This window comes from Martinezella miluonensis (assembly GCF_900094545.1).
Lineage (GTDB): Bacteria > Pseudomonadota > Alphaproteobacteria > Rhizobiales > Rhizobiaceae > Rhizobium > Rhizobium miluonense.
In genome coordinates this window covers 24476-36113 of sequence record NZ_FMAH01000010.1, presented here as the reverse complement: position 1 = coordinate 36113, position 11638 = coordinate 24476, and the positions used below count along the sequence as shown (strand labels likewise).

Here is an 11638-nt window from a genome sequence, read left to right as displayed (position 1 = left end):
CTGCTGTACCAATCAATTGTCCGTCCCGGCGAAGCCGCCTGACCGGACGAAACGGAACCACCATTCGGCGGAGGGCAATCATCGGAAATAACCGACCAGCTCCACGCCGGCGGCGCATATGCAGCAAAGCTCGCAAAGAATCAAGTCACAACCCCTTTACCGTGCGCTTTCACCGCAGATTTCACAATCCGGCGAAGTCATAGCACAGGATACAGGCAAGACAATCCGTCGCTATACAGAAAGCAGACAAGGTGCCGTGAATTATTCAAACACGATCGAGGGGGCAGAACGCTGCGGCGTATCGGCTATTTGCTTCCAAACCTTGGCGGCGATCTCGCGGTAGATACCGGCGACGACGCCGTTCGGCTCGACCGCAACCAGCGGCGTTCCCGCATCCGAGCTCTCGCGGATACCCATGGTCAACGGCACCTCGCCGAGGAAGGGGATGCCGAGCCGCTCGGCCTCCTTGCGCGCACCGCCATGGCCGAAAATGTCGTAGCGGGTGCCAGTGTCCGGAGCGATGAAATAGCTCATGTTCTCGACGATGCCGAGGACGGGAACCTCGACCTTGCGGAACATGTTCAGCCCCTTGCGGGCATCGATGAGCGCCAGATCCTGCGGCGTCGAAACGATGACCGCGCCGGCAAGCGGCACCTGCTGCGCCATGGTCAGCTGTACGTCTCCGGTGCCTGGCGGCATGTCGACGACGAGCACATCGAGCTCGCCCCAGGCGACTTCGCGCAGCATCTGCAGCAGTGCGGACTGCACCATCGGCCCGCGCCAGATCATGGCGGTTTCCTCTTCGACGAGGAAGCCCATCGACATGACCTTCAAGCCGTAATTCTGCATGGGATTGATGATGCGGCCATCGATCTGGGTCGGCCGACCGGAGATCTTGAGCAGGCGCGGCATCGACGGACCGTAGATGTCGGCGTCGAGTATGCCGACGCGCAGGCCATTGGCCACCAAGCCGAGCGCGAGATTGGCCGCCGTCGTCGACTTGCCGACACCGCCCTTGCCCGAAGCGACCGCGATGATGGCGCCGACGCCGGGAACGCCAATCTTGGCAGCGCGCGGCTGCTGCTGACCGTGCGGATGAGTATGGCCATGAGCATGAGGGGCAGCCTGCGACGGAGGCGGAGGGGGCGTCGGGCTGCCGGCTTTCTTGTCGGCGGTCAGAGCAACCATGGCGCCCTTCACACCGGGCATGTCCTTGACCACACGCTCGGCCGCAAGACGCATCGGCTCGAGATCCTTGGCTCGCTCGGCGGGGACGGTAATGGAGAAATACACCTTGCCGTCCGAGATGAAGACATCCGACACCATGCCAAGCTCGACGATATTGTGCTCGAGATCCGGGCCGCGAACCGTCTTCAACGTTTCCAGCACCTGTTCCTTGGTGATGTCTGCCATGCCATCCTCACTACGCGCTGCATCGAGAGAGCGCCATTCACAGCAAACTCTCGACATCCATCTGGCTTAGATAGTGGAGTGGCAGGACTTCGCCAAACGAAATTCGGCGCAGTCGTTAAAAAGCGTCTTGGTTGCGGCCGGCAGGTCCGCCGGGTCTATGACCCTACCAGCCGCAACACTCTCCCAAACGGGAAGGACGTTTTCGCGGGCGGACATAGGGCAGGCAGCCGAAAGGAATAAGGCAAGAATGCGAAAATCGCCCAGTGAGCGCCACTGATCTCGGCCGGCGTGCCAAATAAGCAACAACCGCCGCCGATACTTTTCGCCGAAAAAACTTCGACAAGGGCATCGGCGACGGTCATTTGATCCGCGCACGTTGTTCGGCGCTGTTATCAAAGTCCCCTCCGGACTTCTGCCACTTAAGAAGCAGGAAGCGTGCCACTTTTCACAGGACCGCGAAAATCGATGCATTTCAATCGTCTGGCGGCAGTCGGCCCACTTGACCTGTCAGCCGCAGAGCGGCGCTTCCGCATATTTTATGCGCAACATGCCAGATTCGGGCACAAAGCTGCTCGAATCTCGATCATCGGGCTCTGCCATTAAGACGCCAGCGAAGCTATCGGCCGGAAAGGCTGCTACTTGATCAATCCCACCCGCAAGGCCTTGGCGACGGCCTGCGTGCGGTTGACGGTGTCGAGTTTCTTGGTCGCTCGATTCAGGTAGTGATTGACGGTGTGCTCCGAGAGCGCAAGGATTTCGGCGATCTCGGCACTGGTCTTGCCCGCCGCGGTCCAGTTGAGACAATCGATCTCGCGATCCGTGAGCGCATCGACGACCCGCACATCCATGCTGCGGATCTCCGCAAGCCGGTCATAAACGTGGATCGCAACGTAGCAAAGATCCTTGATCTCCTCGGGCGAAAAGGGTTCGCGATCGCCGGCCAGGGAGACCGCGCCACGCATGCCGGATGCATCATGGGTCGGCAGGCAGATGAAGCGCGTCATGCGAAACTTCTCGAACAAGGCGATGACGAGCTGGGATTTGCTCGCCTCGCGGTTCGGGGCCAGCGCCAGGTCATAGACAAAGGGCAGCGTGGTGCGGCGCAGACGCTGCAGCACGGGGCTGGTTGGCAGCAATCCCTCCTGATCGTAGGTCGAAAGAAGCTCTGCCGGCCAATTGTTGATCACGGTATTGCTCTGCAATTCGAAGGAGGTGATCGGCGGCAGGTTGACGACCATGAAGGCCCGGCAACGATAGGCTTCGGTCAATCCCTTCATGAAACGAAACACATCAAACTGTGTCTTCAGCCTGCCAATTTCCTCAATAAAATCTTCGCCTCGAGGAGACGCTCCCGCCTGCATCAATGCTGCCATTTGCTAGTCTTCTTTATGTAAAAGAGGAAAAAACGAGTAACTTCTGTCGCCTTTTCCGTCGACGTCATCGTACCGGCGCCGGATAACCGGCGTTTGCGCAAATATAAGATTTACAGGATTCCGATCGCTTCAACGTTCATTACTACGATGTCCGTCTGCCATTCCGCCAAATCCTTTATGATCTCAGCAATCATGCGAGGATAATGGCAGTTCTTACGCACATCTCAATAATCAAATTTAAGTTAAATACGCAATTTCGCTAAGGTCCAGCGCGAACAGCGATAAATTGACGAATTTCATGTGATGGCTGCGGCAAACGGGCACCGGATTATCGCTTCGGACCCATCCGATTGCGCATATCAGTCATAATCGAATCGGCAGTTGCGACCACCAGGGGCGCCCAATCCTGCAGTTTCCCCGACGTGACACGATAGGCGGGACCGGTTACCGAGACACCCGCCAGCATGTGATCGCCATCGGAGCAGATCGGCGCGGCAACGCAGCATATGCCGCTCTCATGCTCTTCCCGATCGAATGCATAGCCCCGCACTCTGATGTCGCGGATATCCGCGAGCAATTCAGCGGCGCTCCGCAGCGTGTGCTCGGTATAGGGTCGAAATTCGAGGTCGGCGATCCGCTCGGCAAGTTTGGCATCGTCGAGCGCAGAGAGGGCTGCCTTGCCGACGCCGGTGCAGTACGCCGGGGACGCGTTGCCGATCTGGGAATACATGCGGACGGACTGCCGGCCCTCGACCTTGTCGAGATAGATCACTTCCGAACCGCGCAGGACGCCAAGATGCACGGTTTCGCCGGTGACCTCCTGCAGGCGTCGCAGATGCGGCTCGGCAACGGCGCGAAATTCGTTGCGCGCCCAACTGCGCGAGGCCAGTTTCAAGAGCCTGATGCCGATGAGGTAGCGCCCATCGCGATCGACCTCCAGGAGCCCTTCTTCGACGAGATGCGACAATTGCCGGTGCAGCGTGCCCCGCGGCTGATCGGACAGGGAAAGAATATCGGTGAAGCGCATTGGACCTTCGGCGAGCGCAACGAGGTCGAGCAGTGCGACGAGCTTTCCCAGCGTGCCGGTTTCCCGCTCGCGACGGCGATCTGCCTTTTCGCTATCCGAACTCAGCTCCACATCCTTTCATTTATCGCTCGCACTGGCGCGGTATCCTTGACACGATGGAAGTGTAATCAGATAATTCCACATAGTCAAATTTTGTTCCAAATAATGGAACTAATTCGCAAACCGAGGAGGAGACACCTTGGCTGAGACACAGGCGCAATTTCCCGATCTGAAGGATCGTACGGTGCTGATCACCGGCGGCGGCTCCGGCATTGGCGCAGCACTCGTCGAAGGGTTCGCCCAACAAGGCGCGAAAGTCGCCTTCATCGACATTGCGGAGGAGCCGAGCAAGGCGCTCGCCGCGAGGCTCTCGTCGCAGTCGGCGCATCCCGTCTCCTTCTACCACGCCGATCTGCGCGATGTCGGCACGATCAAGAGCACGGTTGCGGCAGTGGAATCCGATCTCGGTGCGATCCGCGTGCTCGTCAACAACGCGGCCTGGGACGACCGGCACGATATCGACACGACGACCGAGGAATATTGGGACAACAGCCAGTCGATCAACCTCAAGCAGGTCTTTTTCGTTTCGCAGGCTGCGGCACCCGGCATGCGGTCGGCCGGTGGCGGATCGATCATCAATTTCTCCTCGATCGTCTTCAAGATGAACCCGCCGGCGCTTTCTTCCTATGCAGCGGCGAAATCCGGCATTATCGGGCTGACGAAAAGTTTTGCCGGTCGCTTCGGTCCGGAAAACATCCGCGTCAACGCCGTCTTGCCCGGCATGATCGTGACGGAGCGACAGCTCGAGCTGTGGCTGACGGCGGACGGCATGGCCAAAACCATCGAGCGGCAATGCCTCAAGCGCGTGCTGAAGGCCGAGGATCTTGTGGGACCCGTGCTTTTCCTTGCGTCCGACTGCTCGGGCGGGATGACGGCACAATCCGTTATCGTCGATGGCGGCATTTTCTAATGAAAGACTTGGAGCATTTCTCATGACTAAGCCCGCATTTATCGCGGTGGACTGGGGCACCAGCAGTTTCCGGCTGTGGCTGATCGGCGAAGACGGCAATATTCTGGCGGAACGCCGAAGCGGCGAAGGCATGACGACGGCAGCTCAAGCCGGCTTCGCCAATATCTTGCAGGCGCATCTGGATGCCATCTCCGCGCCCTTGGATCTTCCTGTCATCGTCTGCGGCATGGCAGGTGCGCGCCAGGGCTGGGTCGAAGCCGGCTACATCGATACGCCGACATCGCTGGCAGCTATTCTCACGGGCGCAGTTGTCGTTCCCGGGCAGTCGCGCGACGTGCGCATTTTGCCAGGCCTGGCGCAGCGAGCCAAGGACGCTCCGGATGTCATGCGTGGAGAAGAAACGCAGTTGCTCGGCGCGATTGCCGCCGATGCCAAAGGCGAGCAGATCGTCTGCATGCCGGGAACGCATTCGAAATGGGTGCGCGTTGTCGACGGCCGGGTGACGGGCTTTTCCACCTTCATGACGGGCGAACTTTTCGACGTCATCACCAAGCACAGCATTCTGTCGCATGCCGTGGCCGGCGCCGCTGACATGCCTGCCGACACCACGGCCTTCGAAGCGGCCCTCAAGGCTGCATTCGAAAAGCCGCAGCTCGTCACCAATCTGATGTTCACCGCCCGCTCCGGCCAGCTTCTCCACGGCACAACGGCGGCCGGGGCGCAGGCGCTGATCTCGGGCACGCTGATCGGCGCCGAGATCGCCGGCGCTCTGTCTTCTGCCGGGCAAGGAGCCGCCATCACGCTCGTCGCCTCCGGACGCCTGCAGACGCTCTATGAAGAAGCGTTCCGCAGCCTGTCCCTCCCCTACCAGACCATCGACGCCGATGCTGCCGTTCGTCGCGGGCTTTCCGCTGCGGCCGAAGCGATCTGGCTCAAGAACGAAAGCAAAAGCTGATGACAACCCGTGTCCCCTTTCCGCCCATGAAGCGCCCGCTGATTGCTATTCTCCGCGGCATCAAGCCAGAGGAAACCGCCGATATCGTCGGCGCGCTGATCGAAACCGGTTTCACTGCCATCGAAATCCCGTTGAATTCGCCCGAGGCTTTTCACTCGATCAAAATCGCTGCCAAGATGGCGCCTGCCGGTTGCCTGATCGGCGCAGGCACGGTGCTGACTGTGGAAGATGTCGACAGGCTGGACGGCGCCGGCGGCAAGCTGCTGGTGACGCCGAATGTCGAGCCCGCGGTGATCAGCCGCGCGCGCGACAAGGGCATGGTGACGATGCCCGGTGTCTTCACCGCGACCGAGGCGCTTTCGGCCGCCCGTGCCGGCGCTACCGGCCTGAAATTCTTCCCCGCCGGCGTGCTCGGCGCTTCCGGTATCACAGCCATTCGCGCCGTTCTGCCGCCGGAGCTTGTTATCGCTGCAGTCGGCGGCGTTTCGGACAAGAATTTCGCCGATTACACCAAAGCTGGCATCCTGGCCTTCGGTTTGGGAACCAGCCTTTACAAGCCGGGAATGACGGCCGCAGAGGTTGCCGAACGCGCCAAGACCACCATTTACGCCTATGACGCCGCCATAGGAGCCTGATCTATGACCGATATTCATGATTTTCAGGGAAATATTCTCTGCAATACCTCATCCGTCCTTGGAGAAGGCCCGACCTACGATCCCGATACGGACACTGTCTGGTGGTTCAATATCCTCGGCAAAGAGTTGCATGAGCTGCATCTGCCGACCGGCAAGAAGCAGGTCCACGAGCTGCCGATGATGGCGAGCGTGCTTGCCCGCGTCGATGCGGAGCGGCAGATGATCGCCACCGAAGAAGGCCTGTTCCTCCGCGACATCGCGAGCGGCGAATTGAGCTTCTATGCGGCAATCGAGGCCGACAAGCCGGAAAACCGTTCCAACGATGGACGCACGCATGTTTCCGGTTCGCTCTGGATCGGCACCATGGGCAAGCGCGCCGAGATGCAGGCGGGCGCCATCTATCATGTCGCCGGCGGCAAGGTCACCAAGATCTTCGATCAGATCAGCATCCCGAACTCGATCTGCTTTTCACCAGATGGCACCATCGGTTATTTTACCGACACGCGCGTCAGCCAGCTGATGCGCGTCCTCGTCGATCCGGAGACCGGGCTTCCGGCGGGCGAGCCGATCGTCATGGTCGACAGTATGGAAGATCCGGGCGGTCTCGATGGGTCGGTTTGCGATGCCGACGGCTATATCTGGAATGCTCGCTGGGGATCCGGCTTCGTCGACAAATACAGCCCGGACGGACTGCGCATCGAGCGCTATCGCGTGCCTGCCATGCAGCCCTCCTGCCCCGCCTTCATCGGCAAGAATGCCGACCGGTTGGCGGTGACCACCGCTTGGGAAGGGCTCGATGACGAAGCGCGCTCCATGCAGCCACAGGCCGGCGCGCTTCTGGAGCTCGGCCCGACTGTCCGGGGCGTCTTCGATCCGCCCTACAAGCTTTGATTGACCTTCGCCTTCGCGCTCGGGTGCGAAGGCGATTTCCGCTATGCGGATGGCGCCGCCGCGATCAGGTTATATGTCGTAAAAATAGGCGCAGCCATATTTCGACGCAGCTGACGCGTTTAAACTTTCGGACCGCATTGGTAAATCAACGCATTGTTTTCTCATAACATTATCCCCGTTTGCAACCTCGAGACATCGACTTTCTGCAACTTTTGACGGAACCAAAGCTTCCCTGAGCCATTTGCCTTACGACCGGTACGATGATGGTCAGTAATCAGGAAATCCACTCGCACTGGTATGCATGCCTGTCACTAGGCATGCCCATCAGAATGAAAGGTAGGTTCACGATGACTGGGAAACTCTTCACCTCCGTCGCTGCAGGCGCAATCTTTGCCGCTGGATCCGTGCTCTCGCCGATGGCTTTCGCACAGGCGCAACAGCCGTCGAACGGAGGCACAGGCAACAGCGGCAATGCGCCGCTGACACAATCCGCTCCGGCGACGCCCGGCGCCGCAAAGCCGGATAGCCCAACGCCGCAAACCAAGGCTCAGGCTCCCGCTGCGTCAACAGGCTCAACGGGCACCGAGCAGGCGGGCGGCTATCTGACCACGCAGTCCGCGGATCAGATCAGTGCCAGGACCTATATGGGCCAGTCGGTCTATAATGGTCAGAATGAAAGTATCGGCAGCATCAACGACCTGATCCTGCAGAAGCAGGGCGGTGTCGTCGCAGCCGTGGTCGGCGTCGGTGGCTTCCTCGGCCTCGGCCAGAAGAATGTCGCCGTGCCGTTCAGCAAGATCAACGCCACCCAGAATGCACAGGATGGTACAATCAAGCTGACGACGACGGAAACGGCCGCCGCGCTGAAATCGGCGCCCGAGTTCAAGACGCTTATGATGCAGGCTTCGGAAAAGGCGGCGCGTTTGGAGGGAACGACAACCATGCCGGCGACCGACAACATGACGACGTCGTCGACCAGCAAGTAACAGGATTAGCCTGATCAAAAAGAAAGCGGCGACCCTTTCCGGCCGCCGCTTTCTTTGGACATGCTTGCCGCCTCAAGCGATCTCGCGCTCGCTGCCGAGTTCGAAATAATGTGTTTGCAGATAGCGAAGCGTCGCAGCGCTATCGGCCGGCTTGCCGAAATAGTAGCCCTGCCCCATCGCGCAGCCGAGCGCCCTCAGCTTCGCGGCCTCCGAATTTTCTTCGATGCCTTCAGCGACCACGCGCAGCTCCAGCCCTTCGCACATGGCAAGAACAGCCTTGATGATGTGCTCGGAGGCCCTGTCGGAATTCATGCGGGAGACGAAGGCCCGATCGATCTTCACCTTGTCGAAGATGAATTCGCGCAAACGGCCAAGGCTCGATTGACCGGTGCCGAAATCGTCGAGGGAAATGCGGACTCCGGCAGCCCGAAGATCGGCGATGATACGATGCGCGGTTTCGGCCGAGCTCATTACAGCGGTTTCGGTGATTTCGAGCTCGAGGCGATGCGGATCCAGGCCGACGCGGGCGAGAATGGCAAGGACGCTGCTGCTGGTGCCGGGATCCATCAGCTGTGCCGAAGACAAGTTGAAGGACAGGAAAAGCTCGCGCGGCCAGGAGAGCGCCGCCTCCGCCGCCTTCCGCAGAAGCGTTTCGGACAGCGCGTCGATGAAGCCGCGCTCCTCGGCGAGCGGCACGAAGACGGCAGGAGAAACGAAGCCGAGATCGGGATCGTTCCATCGGGCAAGAGCCTCGAAACCGAGTACCATATTGTTGGCGAGCGAAACGATCGGCTGGAAATGCACGTCGATAGCGTCGGAAATGATGGCATTTCGCAACGCCTGCTCCAGCTGCGTCGCCCGCTTCATCTCCTGGGCGATCTCGCGGGAATAGACGGTGATCTGGCCGCGGCCGCGGCGCTTGGAGCGGTAGAGTGCCGTTTCGGCGTTCTTCAGGAGATCGTCGAACTCCTCGCCTCCGAAGGGATGGATGGCGAAGCCGAAGGAGGCGGATAGTCGAACGTTGCGATCGCCGAGATCATAGGGAGCCGACAGCACCTCGCGGATCATCTGCCCGAATTTCTCGGCGCCGAGACGCTCGAAAACCAGGGGCAGGACGAAGGCGAACTCGTCGCCATCATGACGGGTTACAGCCGCCCCATCCGGAATGCATGCCTTGAGGCGATGCGCAACCTGACAGAGGATTTCGTCCCCGGCTTCGACGCCGAACAGATCGTTGATCGGTTTAAAGGAGTCCAGATTGACAATACCGACGGTGAAGGGCGCGGGATCGCTGGCGCGCTCGAGCGAAAGCTGGCGCGTGCGTTCGCGCATGCGATGGCGATTGCCCAATCCCGTCAGCGGATCGGTATAAGCTAAGGCCTGCGATTCCTGACTGACTGGCCCAAGCAGCATTTCAGCCGATTTCATATTCGGTTCCGATGTTTTCTCCACCCTGGAAAAAGCATGAAGGCGAAGTCTTAACAAAGGATGGCAAGACGACGGTTATTCGACGCCCACAATAACCCGCCGCCGAATGTGGTATCATCGTAACATCTACCTGCTCTGTACCTTGCGGATATTGCGCATGTATTTCTGGAATACAGTCTCGATAATATCCGGACTGACCGGTTTCAGGATGACATCGTCCATGCCGGCATCGGCGCATTCGTTGCGATCGCGCTCAAAGGCCTGGGTGAGCACGCCGATGATCGGCGTATGCGAGCCGCTGCCCTTTTCCGCACCTCGGATCAATCTTGCCGCCTCGAACCCGTTCAGGCCCGGCAACGAGATGTCCATCAGGATCAGTTCGGGGCGATGTTCCTGCCAGAGGCGCACGGCGTCATCGCCGCTGGCGGCAATGACATGGCTATATCCGAGACCTTCGAGGATCTGCGCGAAGACGATCTGATTGATGTCGTTGTCTTCGGCGACCACAACCTGCACGCGGCGGTCTTCGCCGCTTCCGTGCCGCCACTCCTGCGCAAGCGCAGCTCCTTTGACGTCTCCGAGCTCGCCGCGAATATTGCGGTTGAAATGGCGAGCGATCAGGAACGGCAGCTCCGTGGTGAGCTGCGAGCCATCCAGCGACAGGGCGGGCACGTTCTGCCGCTCCGCCAGCTCGATGCCGCGCTTGCCGAGCTGATTGTCGACGATGACGAGATCGATCTTGACGTCGTGGGCGCTTGCCACATCCAGAAACGCGGCCTCCTCGTTCTCGTCGTGGACGACACAGGCGTCGAAACCATATGTGCCGAGAGTCTTCAGCGCCGCCGTCTCGGCGGCAAAATCTGACGTGACGACGAGAATCTTGCGACCGCTGAAATTCTCCGGAGCGAAGGTCTCCATCGCGGCGGGACGACGCGAAATGGTCTGCAGGGCAGCCATCGGAACATAGGCGCGCCGATAGGATCGGTCGCCGTTTTCCTTGATGTGCGACGCCAGCGCAAACTCGTCGAAATCGGCTCCGGCCTTCGGCAGGTCCTGCATGGTGCCGACCAGGAAATAGCGGCCGGGCTTGCCGATGCGTTGCTTGCGCGTCACGATATCGCGCTCGACGCCATCACGGGCGATCTGGCGCTGGCGCGAAATCGACATCTCTCCGGTGTCGATGACGTGCCGGTCGCTCTCGTCGAAACGATGGGCAAGGTCAGTAGAGAACAGATCGACGCCCTTGCGACCGCGAACCTCGTCTGCCGCGGTCTGGAATTTATCGCAAAATGCTCTGTTGACCGCGACGTAGACCATGTTCTGGTCCTTGACGAAAAGCGGGAAAGGCAAGTTGTCGAGAATATCTTCCGTGAGCTGCACCCGCTCCATGTCGATGCGCCACTGCTCTTCGCGCTTCTTCATTTCCGAGACGTCGGAGAGGATGCAGAAGCCGATCCCGGACGAAAGCCGCCGATTGATGATGCGGATCCGACGATCGTCGACGAAATGTTCGGTCATCTCGACGCGCTCACGCCAATGCGAGGCGATGCGTTGCGAGATCCAGCCGTCACGGTTGGCCGGAGATTTGCCTTGATTTCCCTGGCTCAGCACACCGCTATCGAAGACCGCGCCCAGGAAATCGCGCAATCGCGTCGAGGATTGCAGGAACTCGGGCTGGATTGGAAAGAAGTTCAGAACCTGGCGGCTGGCAAACAGCAGGAGATCGTTCTTGTCGTAGGCAAAGAAGGCGCTGGAAAGTCCGTCACAGAGAGCGTCGAAGAACATCGGGTGCAGAACGCTGCCGGAAGGTAGATCTTCCGTCATCATTGCCAAAGCTGCCTTCTCAATCTCGGCAGTCATTCGTTCGATTCCTACACTCAACCAGTTTCACAGCATGGCAAATCGGCAGGGCGCCGCTCGC

10 protein-coding genes are annotated in these 11638 nt (G+C 59.8%); 5 read left to right on the top strand and 5 right to left on the bottom strand.

What is annotated here, in order from left to right; all coding sequences use genetic code 11:
- Positions 1-261: 261 nt before the first annotated feature.
- The 3 genes from GA0061102_RS11415 to GA0061102_RS11405 all read right to left on the bottom strand — a co-directional run bounded on the left by GA0061102_RS11415 (position 262) and on the right by GA0061102_RS11405 (position 3918).
- Positions 262-1413 (bottom strand): Mrp/NBP35 family ATP-binding protein, encoded by a 1152-nt coding sequence (locus tag GA0061102_RS11415; protein ID WP_092846952.1) that lies wholly within the window; start codon positions 1411-1413, stop codon positions 262-264.
- A gap of 635 nt (positions 1414-2048) precedes the next feature.
- Positions 2049-2786, bottom strand: coding sequence for a LuxR family transcriptional regulator (locus GA0061102_RS11410; protein ID WP_092846950.1), 738 nt, complete (start codon positions 2784-2786; stop codon positions 2049-2051).
- A 328-nt stretch (positions 2787-3114) separates the two neighbouring features.
- The gene (locus tag GA0061102_RS11405; RefSeq protein WP_092847141.1) at positions 3115-3918 is read right to left on the bottom strand and encodes an IclR family transcriptional regulator; all 804 of its coding nucleotides are present in this window, start codon (positions 3916-3918) and stop codon (positions 3115-3117) included.
- A 133-nt stretch (positions 3919-4051) separates the two neighbouring features.
- On the opposite strand from GA0061102_RS11405, the gene GA0061102_RS11400 reads away from it, so the two are divergent.
- From GA0061102_RS11400 to GA0061102_RS11380, 5 genes are all read left to right on the top strand, one after another.
- Complete coding sequence (locus GA0061102_RS11400; protein WP_092846948.1) at positions 4052-4822, top strand: SDR family NAD(P)-dependent oxidoreductase; 771 nt, start codon at positions 4052-4054, stop codon at positions 4820-4822.
- A 22-nt stretch (positions 4823-4844) separates the two neighbouring features.
- Positions 4845-5777, top strand: coding sequence for a 2-dehydro-3-deoxygalactonokinase (locus GA0061102_RS11395; RefSeq protein ID WP_092846946.1), 933 nt, complete (start codon positions 4845-4847; stop codon positions 5775-5777).
- Positions 5777-6412 carry a 2-dehydro-3-deoxy-6-phosphogalactonate aldolase gene (locus tag GA0061102_RS11390; protein WP_092846944.1) on the top strand — a complete coding sequence of 212 codons (636 nt, stop codon included), beginning with the start codon at positions 5777-5779 and terminating at the stop codon, positions 6410-6412. The genes GA0061102_RS11395 and GA0061102_RS11390 overlap by 1 nt, the downstream gene beginning before the upstream one ends.
- 3 nt (positions 6413-6415) lie before the next feature.
- A complete protein-coding gene (locus GA0061102_RS11385; protein WP_092846942.1) occupies positions 6416-7303 on the top strand; it encodes an SMP-30/gluconolactonase/LRE family protein in 888 nt (295 codons plus the stop codon).
- Positions 7304-7650: 347 nt separating this feature from the next.
- Positions 7651-8289 (top strand): PRC-barrel domain-containing protein, encoded by a 639-nt coding sequence (locus GA0061102_RS11380; RefSeq protein WP_092846940.1) that lies wholly within the window; start codon positions 7651-7653, stop codon positions 8287-8289.
- A 72-nt stretch (positions 8290-8361) separates the two neighbouring features.
- On the opposite strand, the gene GA0061102_RS11375 is transcribed toward GA0061102_RS11380, so the two are convergent.
- Positions 8362-9717, bottom strand: coding sequence for a putative bifunctional diguanylate cyclase/phosphodiesterase (locus GA0061102_RS11375; protein WP_092846938.1), 1356 nt, complete (start codon positions 9715-9717; stop codon positions 8362-8364).
- Between the two features lie 126 nt (positions 9718-9843).
- Positions 9844-11577 (bottom strand): response regulator, encoded by a 1734-nt coding sequence (locus GA0061102_RS11370; protein ID WP_092846936.1) that lies wholly within the window; start codon positions 11575-11577, stop codon positions 9844-9846.
- Between the last annotated feature and the right edge of the window lie 61 nt (positions 11578-11638).